General features: G+C 73.2%; 17 protein-coding genes. 9 read left to right on the top strand and 8 right to left on the bottom strand.

The window, feature by feature from the left end:
• Positions 1–39: 39 nt before the first annotated feature.
• From CLT75_RS08205 to CLT75_RS08185, 5 genes are all read left to right on the top strand, one after another.
• Positions 40–1128, top strand: coding sequence for an S-(hydroxymethyl)mycothiol dehydrogenase (locus CLT75_RS08205; RefSeq protein ID WP_135240234.1), 1089 nt, complete (start codon positions 40–42; stop codon positions 1126–1128).
• Positions 1125–1754, top strand: coding sequence for an MBL fold metallo-hydrolase (locus CLT75_RS08200; protein WP_135240233.1), 630 nt, complete (start codon positions 1125–1127; stop codon positions 1752–1754). The genes CLT75_RS08205 and CLT75_RS08200 overlap by 4 nt, the downstream gene beginning before the upstream one ends.
• A 121-nt stretch (positions 1755–1875) precedes the next feature.
• Complete coding sequence (locus CLT75_RS08195; protein WP_135240232.1) at positions 1876–2976, top strand: DUF3626 domain-containing protein; 1101 nt, start codon at positions 1876–1878, stop codon at positions 2974–2976.
• Positions 2977–3187: 211 nt separating this feature from the next.
• On the top strand, positions 3188–3928 hold the full coding sequence (locus tag CLT75_RS08190; RefSeq protein WP_209310293.1) for a hypothetical protein: 741 nt from the start codon (positions 3188–3190) through the stop codon (positions 3926–3928).
• Positions 3929–4254: 326 nt separating this feature from the next.
• On the top strand, positions 4255–4806 hold the full coding sequence (locus tag CLT75_RS08185; RefSeq protein ID WP_135240230.1) for a hypothetical protein: 552 nt from the start codon (positions 4255–4257) through the stop codon (positions 4804–4806).
• Between the two features lie 51 nt (positions 4807–4857).
• On the opposite strand, the gene CLT75_RS08180 is transcribed toward CLT75_RS08185, so the two are convergent.
• A complete protein-coding gene (locus tag CLT75_RS08180) occupies positions 4858–5775 on the bottom strand; it encodes an alpha/beta fold hydrolase (protein ID WP_135240229.1) in 918 nt (305 codons plus the stop codon).
• Positions 5772–6113, bottom strand: coding sequence for a hypothetical protein (locus CLT75_RS08175; RefSeq protein WP_135240228.1), 342 nt, complete (start codon positions 6111–6113; stop codon positions 5772–5774). Before CLT75_RS08175 ends, CLT75_RS08180 begins: the two co-directional genes overlap by 4 nt.
• 71 nt (positions 6114–6184) lie before the next feature.
• Between CLT75_RS08175 and CLT75_RS08170 the strand changes: the two genes are divergently transcribed.
• Positions 6185–6742 (top strand): helix-turn-helix domain-containing protein, encoded by a 558-nt coding sequence (locus CLT75_RS08170; RefSeq protein WP_135240227.1) that lies wholly within the window; start codon positions 6185–6187, stop codon positions 6740–6742.
• On the opposite strand, the gene CLT75_RS08165 is transcribed toward CLT75_RS08170, so the two are convergent.
• Together CLT75_RS08165 and CLT75_RS08160 are read right to left on the bottom strand one after the other, a co-directional pair.
• A complete protein-coding gene (locus tag CLT75_RS08165) occupies positions 6715–8169 on the bottom strand; it encodes an MFS transporter (protein WP_135240226.1) in 1455 nt (484 codons plus the stop codon). The genes CLT75_RS08170 and CLT75_RS08165 overlap by 28 nt on opposite strands.
• A gap of 71 nt (positions 8170–8240) precedes the next feature.
• The gene (locus CLT75_RS08160; protein ID WP_013286401.1) at positions 8241–8477 is read right to left on the bottom strand and encodes a hypothetical protein; all 237 of its coding nucleotides are present in this window, start codon (positions 8475–8477) and stop codon (positions 8241–8243) included.
• 143 nt (positions 8478–8620) lie between these two features.
• On the opposite strand from CLT75_RS08160, the gene CLT75_RS08155 reads away from it, so the two are divergent.
• Complete coding sequence (locus tag CLT75_RS08155; RefSeq protein WP_135243945.1) at positions 8621–9748, top strand: geranylgeranyl reductase family protein; 1128 nt, start codon at positions 8621–8623, stop codon at positions 9746–9748.
• Here the strand turns inward: CLT75_RS08155 and CLT75_RS08150 are convergent.
• Entirely contained in the window at positions 9735–10769 is a 1035-nt protein-coding gene (locus CLT75_RS08150) for an NAD(P)-dependent alcohol dehydrogenase (RefSeq protein ID WP_135240225.1), read from the bottom strand. The genes CLT75_RS08155 and CLT75_RS08150 overlap by 14 nt on opposite strands.
• A 95-nt stretch (positions 10770–10864) precedes the next feature.
• On the opposite strand from CLT75_RS08150, the gene CLT75_RS08145 reads away from it, so the two are divergent.
• Positions 10865–11050, top strand: a complete 186-nt coding sequence (locus tag CLT75_RS08145; RefSeq protein WP_135240224.1) for a hypothetical protein — start codon at positions 10865–10867, stop codon at positions 11048–11050.
• A 37-nt stretch (positions 11051–11087) separates the two neighbouring features.
• Here CLT75_RS08145 and CLT75_RS08140 read toward each other — a convergent pair whose 3' ends face one another.
• Entirely contained in the window at positions 11088–12878 is a 1791-nt protein-coding gene (locus CLT75_RS08140; RefSeq protein ID WP_135240223.1) for a 5'-nucleotidase C-terminal domain-containing protein, read from the bottom strand.
• 150 nt (positions 12879–13028) lie between these two features.
• On the opposite strand from CLT75_RS08140, the gene CLT75_RS08135 reads away from it, so the two are divergent.
• Positions 13029–13931 carry an SDR family oxidoreductase gene (locus CLT75_RS08135; protein WP_135240222.1) on the top strand — a complete coding sequence of 301 codons (903 nt, stop codon included), beginning with the start codon at positions 13029–13031 and terminating at the stop codon, positions 13929–13931.
• Positions 13932–14086: 155 nt separating this feature from the next.
• On the opposite strand, the gene CLT75_RS08130 is transcribed toward CLT75_RS08135, so the two are convergent.
• A complete protein-coding gene (locus tag CLT75_RS08130; RefSeq protein WP_071094961.1) occupies positions 14087–14737 on the bottom strand; it encodes a nucleotidyl transferase AbiEii/AbiGii toxin family protein in 651 nt (216 codons plus the stop codon).
• Entirely contained in the window at positions 14734–15060 is a 327-nt protein-coding gene (locus CLT75_RS08125; protein WP_135240221.1) for a hypothetical protein, read from the bottom strand. Before CLT75_RS08125 ends, CLT75_RS08130 begins: the two co-directional genes overlap by 4 nt.
• Between the last annotated feature and the right edge of the window lie 651 nt (positions 15061–15711).

Raw genomic sequence — 15711 nt, 5'->3', positions numbered from 1 at the left:
TAGGTTCTGGGTGCAGACGCATGCAACGAAGGAGGCACCGTGAGCCAGGAAGTCCGGGGAGTCGTGTCGCGGCGCAAGGGCGCGCCCGTGGAGGTCACCACCATCGTGGTGCCGGACCCGGGGCCGGGCGAGGCGGTGGTCCGCATCCAGTCGTGCGGCGTCTGCCACACCGACCTGCACTACCGCGAGGGCGGCATCAACGACGACTACCCGTTCCTGCTCGGCCACGAGGCCGCCGGCATCGTGGAGCAGGTGGGCGACGGCGTCACCGACGTGGCGCCCGGCGACTTCGTGGTGCTCAACTGGCGCGCGGTCTGCGGGCAGTGCCGGGCCTGCCATCGCGGCCGCCCGTGGTACTGCTTCGCCACCCACAACGCGACCCGGAAGATGACGCTCACCGACGGCACCGAGCTGACGCCCGCGCTCGGCATCGGCGCGTTCGCCGAGAAGACGCTCGTCCACGCCGGACAGTGCACGAAGGTCGACCCGTCGGCCCGGCCGGCGGCGGTCGGCCTGCTCGGCTGCGGCGTGATGGCCGGTCTCGGCGCGGCCATGAACACCGGCAACGTGACCCGGGGCGACTCGGTCGCGGTGATCGGCTGCGGCGGTGTCGGCGACGCGGCGGTGGCCGGCGCGGCCCTGGCCGGCGCGACCACGATCATCGCGGTGGACACCGACTCCCGCAAGCTCGACTGGGCGCGCAAGTTCGGCGCCACCCACACCGTCAACGCCTCCGAGGACGACGCGGTGGAGGCCATCCGCGCGGCCACCGGCGGCTTCGGCGCCGACGTGGTGATCGACGCGGTCGGCCGTCCGGAGACGTGGAAGCAGGCGTTCTACGCGCGCGACCTCGCCGGCACCGTCGTGCTGGTCGGCGTGCCGACCCCGGAGATGACAGTCGACCTGCCGCTGCTGGACGTCTTCGGCCGCGGCGGCGCGCTCAAGTCCAGCTGGTACGGCGACTGCCTGCCCAGCCGCGACTTCCCGATGCTCACCGAGCTGTACCGGCAGGGCCGGCTGGACCTGGACGCGTTCGTCACCGAGGAGATCGCCCTCGACCAGGTCGAGGAGGCGTTCGCCCGGATGCACCACGGCGACGTGCTGCGCTCGGTGGTGGTCTTCCCGTGACCGCACGCGTCGACCACGCCGTCACCTCCGGCACGTTCTCGCTCGACGGCCAGACGTTCGACGTGGACAACAACGTCTGGGTGGTCGGCGACGACGCCGAGTGCGTCGTCCTCGACGCGCCGCACGACGTGGCCGCCATCCGCGAGGTGATCGGTGACCGGCGCGTGGTGGCGATCGTCGCCACCCACGCCCACGACGACCACGTCCGGGTCGCGCCCGAACTGGCCCGGGCCACCGGCGCGCCGGTGCTGCTGCACCCGGCCGACCGGGTGCTGTGGGACATGGTGCACCCGGACACGGCACCGGACGGCGAGCTGACCGACGGGCAGACGATCACCGTCGGCGGCACCACGCTGCGGGTGCTGCACACCCCGGGCCACAGCCCCGGCGCGTGCAGCCTGTACGCCCCCGACCTGGGCGCGGTCTTCACCGGCGACACCCTGTTCGCCGGGGGACCGGGCGCCACCGGGCGGTCGTACAGCGACTTCGGCACCATCGTCGAGTCGATCCGTACCCGGCTGCTCACGCTGCCGCCGGAGACGGTGGTGCACACCGGGCACGGCGACGACACCACGATCGGGGCCGAGGCGCCGCACCTGGACGAGTGGATCGCCAGGGGCCACTGAGGACACCCGCCCGACCCGGGCCCGGCTGGAGTGATCCGGTCCGGGCCCGGTCGCGCGTTCCGGCCCCGGCGGGGCGCCGGTGCCGGCCCGGAAACTGTGTGGCCGCACGACGTTCCGTCCGGTGATACTCGGGCCCGTGCCGGTCGCCACCCTCACCGCCGCCCAGTCCGCCGCGCTACGCCACGTCCGCGACGTCGCGCTGCGCGACCGCCCCGCGGCGCTCGCCGTCATCGCCGGCCACCTCGCCGCCTCCGGCGCCACCTACCGGTACGAGGAGGTCGTCGCCGCGGTCACCGGGTACGGGCGCCTGACGCTCAACTTCCACCCCGACCGGGTGCTGCGCGACGGCCGCACAGTGGTCGAGGCGCTGGACGAGGAGGGCGTCTACCGCAGCCAGTTCGAGACCGGCGTCTCCAACGGCGGCCTGACCGCGTACCCGGGTGGCGACCGGGACGTGTGGGAGCAGGCGATGTTCGGCGGCGCGTACCAGCGTCCCGGCGTGCTCCCCGCACAGCGCCCGAAGTACGGCGGCCTGAACCTGCTCGGCCACGCCGACGGCGCGTGCCCCCGGTTCGGGTCCTGCCACCTGCGGCTGCGCCCGGAGGTGCTGGCCCGGGCCACGTTCAGCTTCGGTGACAGCCACATCGAGCCCACCGAGTTCGGCACCGTCGACGTCTTCGAGCCGGTGTTCGCGGCGCTGCTCACCGCCACCGCCGGGACCGGCGTCGCCCTGGGCGTGGCCGGCATGGACACCGGCACGTTGCTGCGGACGCTGCTGCGCCGCCGGGAACGGGAGTCCGGGCGGGTCGGCCGGGCGCTCGACGACTACATCGAGGCGCAGGTGCACGGCGAGATCAGCCTGGCCCGCGACGTGGAGGCGCTCGTGGTCGACCCGTCGTTCCGTGGCACCGACGCAGGACGGCGCCTGGCGGCGATCGCCGCGCGGCACGGCCTGGCGCTGCGCTTCCATCCCGGCTTCGTGCTGCCGGTCGACGCCGTGGACGCCGAGTTCCGCGGTCCGGACATCCCGCCGCTCGCCGCGCGCGTGCACGCCGAGTTCGCCCGCCCGGGGGAGCCGCTGCACGCCGCGCTCGTCGGCCGTGCCGCCGCCTCGGTGGTACGCGAGCCGCATCGCTGGGCGGACAGGGGACCGGTCGCGGTGACGTTGCAACACCTCAAGCAGCTCTGGCATGTGCTGGTCCGCTTCGGCGGTCCGGCCTGATCGTCCCGGTCCGACGCCTGAACGGCGGGACTGCCCGGAATCGCGGGTGACCTGGACCGCAGCCTTCGCCGTGCCCGTCATTTCCGGAATGACCGACACGGGGGGCTCGTTGTGTCCCCCGTACCGCCGGAACCCAAACACCTACCCGGCGGTAGTCCCTCGAGGGGCGCTCACCCCGGAGCGCGTCGTAACGATCGAAAGGGCAACCATCGTGAAGCAGCACTTCACTCGATGGCTCCCCGCCATCGCGAAGACCGCCATCGCGAAGACCGCCGTCGCGAAGACCGCCGCCGTCTCCCGTAACCGCCGCGCCGCGCTGAGCGTGGCGGGTGTGGCAGTCCTGGGCGGCCTGGCCGTCGGCCCCGTAGCAGTGGCCGCGCCGGTGACCAGCGGGCCGCACGCCGGCGCCAAGGCCGCCATCGACCTGGCCACCGGCAAGAAGACCTCCACCGAGGCGGTGAAGCCCGGCCAGACCACCGGCTTGGACAAGGTGCCGACCCGGGCCGACCGGCCGGCGAAGGAGAAGCTCGTGCCGCACGGCGTCGAGGGTGCGCAGTCGCGCATCCCGCTCGACGACGCGCAGCTCGACAACGCCAAGGCCATCGTCGAGGCGGCCAAGGAGACCGGCGTGGGGGAGCGGGGCGCCGTGATCGGCGTCGCGACCTCGCTGCAGGAGTCGAAGCTGTACAACCTGGGTCACCTCGGCGCGTACAACGACCACGACTCGGAGGGCCTGTTCCAGCAGCGCCCGTCGTCCGGTTGGGGCACGTCCGAGCAGATCACCGACCCGGAGTACTCCAGCAAGGCGTTCTTCAACGCGCTGAAGAACGTCGGCGGCTGGCACGAGCTGCCGCTGACCACCGCCGCGCAGACGGTCCAGGTGTCCGCCTACCCCTACGCGTACGCGCAGTGGGAGGAGCAGGCGGCGGACATCGTCCAGCAGGTCTGGTAACCCGACACCCGTGACGAACGGCCGGCCCCTCCGGGGCCGGCCGTCTCGCGTGAGGGAGGGAGGGGTGCGGGGTGGGGGGATGTCCGGTTGCGCTGTGGTGGGCGGCACCCCGGCGGCGGAATCGGGGGCGGGCGGGGGGCGTTGTAACCCGGTGCGCGACCGGAGCGGCGGCGCCCAGCGCCCCCCGGGGCGGAACAAGCCCGGGCCGTCGGTCGTTGCAGATGCACCCGGCACGCCGCGCGCTGCCGGATCTCCCCGAGAACCCTGAGCGCCTGACGGTGCCCACGCATCCCCCCGGATGCGTCGACCCCCGAACGGAGCCCACCATGAACACAATCCTGCGCAAGAGCATCCTCGGTATCGCCGGTCTCGCCTTCACCGGTGGCGTGTTCGCCGGTCCGGTCGCCGCGCACGCGGCGGAGACCGCCACGCCGGCCGCCGTCGCGGTCCAGGCCGTGAGCCCGCAGGGTACGCAGTCGCACGTGGACCTGAACGACGAGCAGCTCGCCAACGCCAAGGCCATCATCGCGGCCACCAAGAAGGCGGGCCTGCCCGAGCGCGCCGCGGTCATCTCGATCGCCACCGCGCTGCAGGAGTCGAAGCTGGAGAACCTGGGTCACCTGGGTGACCGCAACGACCACGACTCGCTGGGCCTGTTCCAGCAGCGGCCGTCCAGCGGCTGGGGTACGCCGGAGCAGATCACCGACCCCGAGTACTCGACGCTGGCGTTCCTCAAGGGCCTCAAGCAGGTCGACGGCTGGCAGGACATGCCGCTGACCGAGGCCGCGCAGACCGTGCAGGTCAGCGCCTACCCCGACGCGTACGCGCAGTGGGAGAAGCAGGCGGCCGAGATCGTGGCCGAGCACTGGAACAAGTAAGACCCGTCGAAAGGCCGGTACCCGGATCGGGTGCCGGCCTTTCGTGTCCCCTCAGCCGCTGTGCGCGACGAGCCACGACAGCACCGGCTCGACCGCCGACGGGTCCAGCGGCTGCTTCGCCTTGTCCCGGTACGCCCGCAGCGACGGCGGCCCGGGCCGGCGGCGCAGCACGTGGGTGACGTCGGGCAGAACCCCTGTCCGCACCGGCCCGCCCGCGTGCGCGGCGATGACCGGCAGGTCGGCCGGGTCGGTCTGGAGGTCCTTGTCGCCGGTGAGCGCGAGGATCGGCGCGTTGACGCGGGCCAGGTCCGGCCGGGGGTCGTAGCGCAGGAACTCCCGGAACCAGCGGGCGTTGAGCCGCTGCCCGCCGATCCACGCCACGTCCTTGTCGGTGGCGAGGATCTTCTCGTGGTTGCGGGCCACCTTCGCCACCAGGTCGGTGCGGGTGAGCCGGAGCACGAGGCGCACCGGCGCGGGCAGGGTGGGCAGCAGCCGCGCGGCCTGCCAGCGCAGCACCTCGGCGCCGGTGCGCCCGGGCGCGGAGAGCAGGACCAGGCCGGCCAGCGGTACGCCGCGCGCGGCGAGCGCGACAGCGGTGAGTGCGCCCTCGCTGTGCCCGACCAGGAACAGCCGCCCGCCGTCCACGGCCGGGTCGGCACGCAGCGCCGCGAGCACGGCGGCCGCGTCGTCGACGTTGTCGTGGAAGCCGGTACGCAGGAAGTCGCCGCTGCTCTCGCCGACGCCCCGCCGGTCGTACCGGGCGACCGCGATCCCGGCCCCGCTCAACGCGGCGGCCAGGTGCCGCTGGATGCCCAGGGGCAGGCGGCGGTGGTCGCCGTCGCGGTTGATCGGCCCGGAGCCGGGCAGCAGCAGCGCCACCGGATGCGGCCCGGCGCCGTCGGGCAGCGTGAGCGTGCCGGACAGCCGCTGCCCGGCCGAGTCGACGGCGAGCGGGCGGTCGATCGTCACCGCAGCACCGCCGCGGCCACCGCGTCGGCGTCGTCGGCGCCGATGAGCAGAGAGTCGTACGCCTGGCCGGTGAGGGTGATGCGGACGGCCGGCTGCCCGCCGCGGACGCTGACGAACTCCTTGCCGGCCTTGCCGCGCCAGGTGCCGACGTTGCGCGTGCGGGGCACGCCGAGTCCGGGCGCCCGGATGCCGCGGGTGGCGCGGGCACCGTCCGGTACGACGACGGCGCCGCTGACGGCGGAGCGGGGGAACGACAGGTCGCCGCGCAGGGCCCAGATCTTCTCGGCGGTGGTGAGCCGGACGTCGATGCGGTCGGCGGTGATGTCGATGGTGGCCATCGGCGAACTCCTCGGTTCTGTTATCGTCAGTGAGAACATTACCGGAGGCGATAACAAAAAGGGGAGCCCTTGTGGCACTCGACACCGTGGAGCTGCTGCTGCACCCGATCCGGCTGCGCATCGTCCAGGCGTTCCTGGGCGGCCGCACGCTCACCACCACCGACCTGCGCGCCGCGCTGAGCGACGTGCCACCGGCCACGCTCTACCGGCAGGTCGCCACGCTCGCCGACCACGGCGTGCTGCACACGGTGGGGGAGCGGCGGGCCCGCGGCGCCGTCGAGCGCAGCTACCGGCTCCACGAGGCCGCCGCGTCGGTGGACCCGGACGAGGCCCGGGCCATGAGCCCGCAGCGGCACCGCCAGGCGTTCCTCACCTTCGTCGCGGGCCTGCTCGCCGACTTCGACGGCTACCTCGACGCCGGCGGCGGCGACCTGGCCCGCGACGTGGCCGGCTACCGGCAGAACGCGTTCCACGCCACCGACGCTGAGACCGCCGAGTTCGTCACCCGGTTCCGCGACCTGTTCGCCGAGTACGCGGCGCTCGGCCCCGGCCCCGGCCGCACCCGCCGGCTGCTCACCACCGTCCTGCTGCCCGCCGCCGGTCAGGAGCCGCCCGCAGACCGCCTGTGACCGAGCACGATGTCCGCCACGGCGGCGCCGAGCGCCAGCACGATGATCCCGGCGGCGAGCAGCAGTGAGTGGCGGAACGCCGTACTCCAGTCGCCGCGGTCGGCGGCGAGCGTCGAGAAGAACAGCGCGCCCACCGCGGCGATGCCGGCAGCCGACCCGATGCGCTGCCCGGTCTGGAGCATCCCGGCGCCGCTGCCGGCCATCGGCACCGGGACCTCGGACAGCGTGAGCGTCTGGTTCGGCGCGATCACCAGGCCGCTGCCCAGTCCGGCGACGAGCAGCGGCAGCGCGGTCCGCAACGGCACGTTGTCGTGCGGCCTGCCGGCCAGCACCAGGTCGGTCGCGATCAGCCCGGCCACCACCGCCAGCAGCCCGATCGCGACGAGCGGACGGCCGTACCGGGTGACCACCCGGCCGCCGAGCGCGGAGGCGAGCGCCGAACCGAGCGCGAACGGGGTGATCGCCAGGCCGGCCACGAGCGCGCTGTAGCCGAGCCCCATCTGGAGGTAGAGCGTGAAGATGAAGAAGATCGCGGTGAACCCGGCGAAGTAGATCAGGCCGATCAGCGCGCCGAGCGTGTACGAGCGCACCGTGAACAGCCGCAGGTCGAACAGCGGCTGGGCGCGCCGGGCGTACCGGTGCTCCCAGAGCGCGAACCCGGCGAGCAGCAGCAGGCCGACGGGGATCAGCAGCCACTTGCCCGGGCCCCGCCACTGCTCCCGCTGCACCAGCGGCAGCAGGATCACCGTCACCCCGGCGCCGAGCAGCAGCACCCCGAGCGGGTCGAGGCGGCCCCGCCCGGCCGGGTTCGTCGCCCGGGCCGGCATCAGCCGCCAGCCGAGCAGCATCGCCACGATCCCGACCGGGATGTTCACGAAGAACACCCACCGCCAGCCGTGCTCCGCGCCGCCGAGCTGGATGAGCAGGCCGCCGAGCAGCGGACCCACGGCGGTGGAGATGCCGATCGTGGCGCCCAGCAGGCCGAACGCCCGGCCCCGGTCGGCGCCCCGGAACAGCTCCTGGATCATGCCGCTGACCTGGGGGTTCACCACGCCGGCGGCGGCGCCCTGGACGAGCCGGGCGACGACCAGCCACTCCGGCGAGCGCGCCAGCCCGGCCAGCGCGCTGGTCAGCGTGAACAGGCCAACCCCGACCACGAACGCGGTACGCCGCCCGCGCGCGTCGCCGAACCGCCCGGCCGGCACCAGCACCAGGCCGAACGTCAGCGCGTACCCGGACAGCACCCACTGCAGGTCGCTCGGCGTGGCGTGCAACGCCCGGTCGATCGACGGCACCGCGACGTTGACGATGCTGACGTCCAGCAGCGTCATGAACGCCGCGATCAGGCCGACGCTCAGCGCGCGCCAGCGACGCCGGTCGTCGTACCCGGTGTCAGGCACCGCCGACGACGACCGGCCCTCGCTCATCGTGCCCCCCACTGACCGTCGATCACCCGGCTCCGATCGCTACCCGGTGCCCGGTGGGGCAAACGACTCGATCACGCCATCTGGCGCGCGCACCACCGGGGTCCGAAGTCCAGGCCGGACATCGGGGAGTCCTCGCGGTGCAGCAGCCCCCGCTCGGTGAGCGAGTGCAGCGGCTCGCGCAGCTCCTCCTCGGTCATCCCGGTCTCCTGGGCGATCAGGTCCGGGTAGGGGACGTGTCCCTGCACCTCCAGCGCGGAAACCGCCTGGTAGACCCGTTCCTCGACCGCAGACAGCTGGACCTGAGGCATCGCTTCCCTCCTCGGCGTGGACCGCCCGACCCGCGGACGGCCGGCGACCGGCGGTTACCCGGACGGGCCCCGATGATGCTCACCCGTTCGACTGTCGTACCGGGCGGCGCGGCACGGCGGTGCCCTAGGCTGCACCCGTGATCATGGATCTCGTCGTGGTGGGCGGCGGGCCCGCCGGACTCTCCGCCGCGCACGCCGCGGCCCGGGCCGGCGTCCGCACGCTCGTGGTCGAACGGGCCACCCACCCCCGGTACAAGACGTGCGGCGGCGGCCTGATCGGCACCTCGCTGGCCGAGGTCGCCGAGCGTGTCGAGGTGCCCGCCCACGACCGGGTCGACCGGATCACGTTCACCCGGGACGGGCGACGCGCGTTCACCCGCCGGCACCCCGCGCCGCTGGTCACCATGATCCGCCGGGAGGAGTTCGACGACCGGCTGCGCGCCGCCGCCGTCGCCGCCGGGGCACAGGTCCGCGAGGGCGTCGCGGTCCGCGCGATCGAGCAGGACCCCGACGAGGTACGCCTGCGCCTGGCCGGCGGTGAGACGGTACGCGCCCGGACCGTCATCGGGGCGGACGGCTCGTCCGGCGTGACGGCACGGCACGTCGGGGTGCGCTTCCGGCAGGTCGACCTCGGTCTGGAACTGGAACTGCCGGTGGACGCCGCCGAACGGGACCGCTGGCGCGGCCGGGTGCTGCTCGACTGGGGGCCGCTACCCGGCTCGTACGCGTGGGTGTTCCCCAAGGGCGACCGGCTGACAGTCGGTGTCATAGCCGCCCGGGGCGACGGCGACCGCACCCGCGCCTACCTGCGCGACTTCACCGACCGGCTCGGCCTGTCCGGGGTGACCCCGGAGCACGACTCCGGTCACCTGACCCGCTGCCGCACCGGGGACTCCCCGCTGCGCCACGGCCGGGTGCTGGTCGCCGGGGACGCCGCCGGGCTGCTGGAGCCGTGGAGCCGCGAGGGCATCAGCTACGCGCTGCGCTCGGGCCGGCTGGCCGGCGAGGCGGTGGCCGCCGGTGACCTCGACGCGTACACCCGCGAGGTCGACCGGCGGCTGACGCCGGAGATGCGCGCCGGGCACCGGCTGCTGGAGGTGTTCGAGCGGCGGCCCGACGTGTTCCACGCGATGCTGGCGAGCCCACCCGGCTGGCGGATGTTCGTCCGGTTCTGCCAGGGGCGGGCGAGTTTCGCCGAGGTGCTCGACCGGCGGCCGGTACGGGCCGGGCTGGCGCTGCTCGACCGCCTGCCCCCGCTCAGGGGACGATGACCGCCCGTCCCCGCACCTCGCCCCGGCGCAGCGCCTCGTACGCCTGCGGCGCCTCCGCGAGGGGGAACGTGTGCACGTCGGCGTGCAGCCGGCCGTCGCGGGCCAGCGCGATCACCTCGTGCAGTTCGGCCCGGGTGCCCCAGAACGGCACCACCACACCGGTCTCCAGCGGCACCGGCGGCGGCTCGTCGGCGACCGGCCGCACCGGCAGCGTGCCGCCGGCCAGGCCCACCAGCAGGATCTGGCCGCCGGTGGCGACCACCTGCCGGGCGGTGTCCAGCGTGGGCTGCGCGCCGACGAAGTCGAGCACCACGTCCGCGCCGTCCGGCGCCGGCCCGACCAGTTCGCGGATCCTGTCCACCGCGTCCGGGCCGGCCTGCACGGTGTGGTGGGCGCCCAGGCGGCCGGCCAGGTCCAGCGCGGCGGTGTTCGTGTCCACCGCGATGATCCGTACCGCGGTGGTGGCGAGCAGGATCTGCAACCCCATGTGCCCCAGGCCGCCGATGCCGATCACCACGCAGGACGTGCCCGGTCGCAGCCGGGGCCGCGCCAGGTCCACCGCGTGGTACGGGGTCAGCCCGGCGTCGGTCAGCGGCGCCGCCTGGGTCAGGTCCATGTCCCCGACCGGCAGCAGCCGGGACGCCGGCACCACCACGTACTCGGCCAGCCCGCCGTCGCGGCTGAGCCCGATGCCGCCGACCGGGATGACCCGGCAGCGGTTCTCCTCGCCCCGCAGGCAGGCCCGGCACCGGCCGCAGCCGATGATCCCGTAGACGGCGGCCCGGTCGCCGGGCGACCAGCCGTCCACCCCGGCGCCGACCGTGTCCACGGTGCCGGCGATCTCGTGCCCGAGCGTCATCGGCATCGGGAACACCCCGGCCGGGGCGTCGAGGATGTGCAGGTCGGAGTGGCAGGCGCCGACCGCGCCGACGCGCAGCAGCACCTCACCCGGGCCGGCCTGCGGCGTGGGCACCTCCGTGTGCTCCAGCACACCGGGTGCGGTCATCCGTACTGCGCGCATGTCTCCTCCACCTCGTCGCCCGCGGTCGTCGCGGCGGCATACCCCTGCCGTAGCGGTTGATGCGGAGACGGAACGGGTGAGCGCACAATGCGGTCATGAGCGAGCCGGCCGAGTCGTTCACCGACGAGGAGTACGCGTTCCTGCGGCACGTCCGCTTCGGCGAACTGCCCGCCCGGGTACGCCCGGAGGAGCGGGTCGAGTCCGCCGAGACCGAGTTCCCGCCGGACCGGCCGGACCCGGTCGGCGGGGAGTCGGAGTGGCACCTGCGCGCGGGCGGCTGACGGGGCCCGGACACCGCCGGGCCCCGCCGCCTCACGGTCAGAAGACCGGCACGCCGTCGCGGACCAGCTTCCAGTTGGGTACGAAGAAGTCGGCCGGGTCGATGACGCCCTTGGCCTGCGCCCAGTCGATGAGCAGCTGGCGGATCTCCTGCTGCGCGTTGTAGACCTGGGTCTTCACGATGCCCGGGAAGTTGCCGCCGCCGCTGCGCCGGTAGTTGTTCACCGCCACCACGAACCGGGCGTCCGCCGCGACCGGGGTGTCGGTGCCGGCCACCACCAGGCGGGTGATCCGCTGGCCGACCGGCTCGGCGATGTCGATGTCGTAGTCGACGCCGGAGAACACGTCGTAGTTGTAGTCCGGCACCGCCGGGTCGCTGATCGTCTCCGGGTTCACCGGCGCGCCCGCCGGCAGCGTGACGAAGTACTTCGCCGAGTACTCCAGGTACGCCTTCACCTCGGCGCCGGTCAGCACGACCGCCTCCAGCGTGTTGTCGTACACGTAGAGGCCCGCCACGTCGCGGATGCGCACGTCGCCCTGCGGGAACACCGCGGTACGGCTGAACGGCGCGGCGATGGACAGCACCGGCAGGCCCGCGTACTCGCCGCCCGCGAGCGCCTCGGTGACCACCTCGGTCTGGACGTGGTTGATGAAGTCCAGGATCGGGGTGTCCTTGTACCGCGACTCGGCGGCGGACAGCTCCACGCTCGACTGGGCGACGACCCGGTTGACGTACTCCACGGTCTTGGTGTGCTGGCCGCGCACGGCCGCGAGCACCGCCGGGTCCTCGACCACGGTGTTGGTGTTCAGCGTGGTGGCCGACTTGGCGGTGACCGTCCAGCGGCCCTTCTCCCGGGCCAGCGTGAAGTCCATCCGGGTCAGCCGCTGGCCCCACTTCGACGGCTCCGAGGTGAGGACGGGCTCGCCGGTGGTGAGGTTGGTGACGAACTTCTCCGGCACCTCGTTGTGCGCGTGGCCGAACAGGATCGCGTCGATGCCGGGGACCTGCTCGGCGATCAGCGCGGTCGGGTTCTCGTTCGGCAGCTCCGGGCCGTAGCTGGAGGTGCCGCTGTCGCCGCCGTGGGCGGAGATGACGACCAGGTCGGCGCCGCGGCGGCGCATCTCCGGCACCCACTTCGCGGCGGTGGCGACCATGTCGGCGAAGACCAGGCGGCCCTCGACGTTGCCCTTGTCCCAGATGGCCACGCCGGGGTTGGTCAGGCCGAGGATGCCCACGCGCAGCTTCGGCGCGCCGTGCCCGCCGAGCCTGACCTCCTTGATCACGTACGGGAGGAACGCCGGCTTGCCGGTCTTCGCGTTGAGCGCGTTCGCGGCCAGGGCCGGGAAGCCGAGCTGCTCGATCCAGGTCGCCAGCAGCGGCAGGCCGTAGTTGAACTCGTGGTTGCCGAGCGTCACCGCGTCGTACTTGAGGATGTTCATGGCGCGGGCCATCGGGTGCGTCTCACCGGTGCTGGTGATCGGCTCCTGCTTGGCGTAGTACGTGGCCAGCGGCGTGCCCTGGATGGTGTCGCCGGCGTCCAGGACCAGCGTGGCCCTGCCCTTGCGCTCGGCGCGGATCTGGTTGACCAGGGTGGCGAGCTTCGCGACGCCGACGTCGTTGTGCTTGCTGTCGTCGAACTCGGCGTCGGAGTAGTAGTCCCAGTTGTAGACGTTGCCGTGGGTGTCAGACGTGCCGAGGATCGTCAGGTCCCAGGTCTTCGGCTGCTTCGGCTTCGCCTCGGCGGGCGCGCCGGCCAGCAGGGGAGCGGTCGCGGCGGCGGCCGCGACGGCCAGCACCTGGCGCCGGGAGGCGCCGGAGGAGGAAGTCATGAGGTGCCTTTCCAAAGGGGGTACGCGCCTCGTGGGCGCCGTTGCGCACCATAACCACCACATGTCACCTGCGCCACACCGGCCCGAATCGTTTCCCTTCCGGTCACAGGCTGCTGTTTTCCCGCCGGTCTCCGGGGTAGGGGCGCATCCATGAGCGAGGACCAGTTCACCCAGCAGCACCCGGCCGAGCAGTACGGACAGCAGGAGGGCCAGCCGTCGCAACAGCAGACGCCGCCCGGCAACGAGCAGGAGATGGGGCCGAAGCCCGACCACGGCGAGGAGTCGTACCGGGGCAGCGACCGGCTCACCGGCAAGCGCGCGATCATCACCGGCGGTGACTCCGGCATCGGCCGGGCCGTGGCGATCGCCTTCGCCCGCGAGGGCGCCGACGTGCTCGTCACCTACCTCGCCGACGAGGAGGAGAAGGACGCCCGGGAGACGGTCGCCCTGATCGAGCAGGCCGGGCGCACCGGCGTCGCGGTCCGGTGCGACCTGCGCGAGGAGGCCAACTGCCGCGCCCTCGTCGACCAGGCCGTCCGCGACCTCGGTGGCGTCGACATCCTGGTCAACAACGCGGCGTACCAGATGTCGCAGGACAACGGCCTGCTCGACATCACCACCGAGCAGTTCGACCGGGTCTTCAAGACCAACGTGTACGCCATGTTCTGGCTCTGCAAGTTCGCGGTGCCGCACATGAAGGAGGGCTCGACGATCATCAACACGTCGTCGATCCAGGCGTTCGACCCGTCGCCGCAACTGCTCGACTACGCCACCACCAAGGCCGCCATCGCCAACTTCACCAAGGCGCTCGCGCAGAACCTGGCCGAGCGCGGCATCCGCGTCAACGCGGTCGCGCCCGGCCCGATCTGGACGCCGCTGATCCCGGCCACCATGCCGGAGGAGAAGGTGAAGCAGTTCGGCACCGACACGCCGCTGGGCCGTCCCGGTCAGCCGGCCGAGCTGGCGCCCGCGTACGTCTACTTCGCCTCGCAGGAGTCCAGCTACGTCACCGGCGAGATCCTCGGCGTCACGGGTGGCCGCCCGACGAAGTGAGCCGTCGTCCGGTCCGGCTTTTCTCGTTCTGGCCCGCTGGCCCGCTGGCCCGCTGGCCCGCTGGCCCGCTGGCCCGCTGGCCCGCTGGCCCGCGCCGGCCGCCTGGTCCCGCTCCCGGTCGTCTGGTCCCGCCCTCGGCCGCCTGGTTCCGCTGCTCAGCGGGGCCAGGCGGCCATCCGGCGGCGGACCTCGGCGATCCGCGGCGCGTCCAGGCCGTACCGGGTGAACCGGCGGTCGGCCAGCCCGTCGAGGTAACGGCCCGCCGCCCGCACGTCCTCGTCGTCCAGCGCCGGATCGACCTGCCGGGCCAGCTCCAGCAGCTCCGCGACCGTGTACCGGTCCAGCGCGGCGGAGACGTCGATGTAGTCGCGTACCTCCCGCCGGTTCACCAGCGCGGCGGTCTTGTTGGCGATCAGGTCGCGCACGTCCATGACCGGGCCGAGGTCCATCACCACCGGGCTGCGGTGCCGGTCCAGGCGGGCCAGGCTCAGCCGGATCTGCCGGCCGTCCCGGCTCACCACGAAGTCCCGCAGGTCCCGGTCGAAGCCGTCGAACACCTCGCCCAGCCCGCCCGGGTCCACCTCGGCCACCCGGTAACCGGCCCGCTCCAGCGCCGCGCGTACCCCGTCGGCCGCCGCCGCCGCGGCGCCCTCCACGTCGGCGAACAGGTCGACGTCCTCGGTTGGGCGGGTGACCAGGCCGTGGACGGCCCACGCCACCCCGCCGCCGAGCACGAAGCGGTGCGGGCCGGCAGCGGCCAGCGCCACCCGGGCCACCTGCCGGTAGAAGTCGTGCGGATGGGTCACGCGGCGCGCAGGCTCCGGTGCCGGCCCTCCCAGGCCAGGCGTACGCCCCGGGGCAGGTTGAGCAGCGGCCACAGCCGGCGCAACGTGCCCGCATGGATCAGCTCGCGCAGATCCTCCACCCGGGTCGTCTCGCGCAGCACGTTCTCGTACATCCAGAGCAACTCGTCCGGGTCGCCCAGGTCGAACGCGCGTTCGCTGCTCCACATCAGGCGCACCGGCAGCTCGACGATGCCGGTCGTGGGGCCGGTCAGCTCGTCCAGGGTGCGCGCCACCACGGCGGGTCGCCCGGGACGGGCGAGGTACGCGTGCGCAGTGACCGACATGGCATCAGGGTAACCCCAACCCGTCCCCATACCCCCCGCCCTTCCCGCCCCCACCCCGTCGATCATGAAGATGACGGCGCGAGATGTCCGTTTCGTCCCCGCCAACTTCATGATCGACCGTCGCGTCCTCGCTACCTGTTCGCCTTGTTCGCCTAGCGCGGCACTCCGTGGGAGATCTTGGAAGATTTGGGCCCCTGTGGCGGCCGTTTCCTTCCAAGATCTCCCACGGTGGCGCGGCCCTCATAGGGGCACTCTCGTACCAAGATCTCCATCCGGCAGTGCGAACGCCGCCGCGAGCATGCCCCGATCATGAAGTTGCTGCGACAAACCGGACACCGTGTGCTGTCAACCTCATGGTCGACGGGGCCAGGTGAGTCCAGGCAGAGGACGGGGCCGGGATTGGATCGGCCGGGACGGAACGGACGGATGTTGAGGCTGGGCGGGACGCTGGTGGACCGGGGGATGGGTCGGGGGCGATGTCCGAGGTTGGGGCGGGTGTCGGGTTTCGGGGTGGTGGGGGACACCCGTGCGGCGGAATCGTGGGCGGGGCCGGGGCGTTATACCTGGTGAACGACCGCAGCAGCACCCCCGCAGCATGCGAGCGCGGGTGGCGGGGTCCGGGAATGATCCCGGGCAGGCGGTCGTTGTGGA

Source organism: Micromonospora sp. CNZ285, from assembly GCF_004637285.1.
This window is presented reverse-complemented; position numbering and strand designations above follow the sequence as displayed.

What these genes read in the sequence shown, in the direction of transcription:
- CLT75_RS08140 (WP_135240223.1), bottom strand. Translation starts at nt 12,878, where the DNA reads ATGACTTCCTCCTCCGGCGCCTCCCGGCGCCAGGTGCTGGCCGTCGCG.
- CLT75_RS08145 (WP_135240224.1), top strand. Translation starts at nt 10,865, where the DNA reads ATGAGCGAGCCGGCCGAGTCGTTCACCGACGAGGAGTACGCGTTCCTG.
- CLT75_RS08125 (WP_135240221.1), bottom strand. Translation starts at nt 15,060, where the DNA reads ATGTCGGTCACTGCGCACGCGTACCTCGCCCGTCCCGGGCGACCCGCC.
- CLT75_RS08150 (WP_135240225.1), bottom strand. Translation starts at nt 10,769, where the DNA reads ATGCGCGCAGTACGGATGACCGCACCCGGTGTGCTGGAGCACACGGAG.
- CLT75_RS08155 (WP_135243945.1), top strand. Translation starts at nt 8,621, where the DNA reads ATGGATCTCGTCGTGGTGGGCGGCGGGCCCGCCGGACTCTCCGCCGCG.
- CLT75_RS08160 (WP_013286401.1), bottom strand. Translation starts at nt 8,477, where the DNA reads ATGCCTCAGGTCCAGCTGTCTGCGGTCGAGGAACGGGTCTACCAGGCG.
- CLT75_RS08135 (WP_135240222.1), top strand. Translation starts at nt 13,029, where the DNA reads ATGAGCGAGGACCAGTTCACCCAGCAGCACCCGGCCGAGCAGTACGGA.
- CLT75_RS08165 (WP_135240226.1), bottom strand. Translation starts at nt 8,169, where the DNA reads ATGAGCGAGGGCCGGTCGTCGTCGGCGGTGCCTGACACCGGGTACGAC.
- CLT75_RS08175 (WP_135240228.1), bottom strand. Translation starts at nt 6,113, where the DNA reads ATGGCCACCATCGACATCACCGCCGACCGCATCGACGTCCGGCTCACC.
- CLT75_RS08185 (WP_135240230.1), top strand. Translation starts at nt 4,255, where the DNA reads ATGAACACAATCCTGCGCAAGAGCATCCTCGGTATCGCCGGTCTCGCC.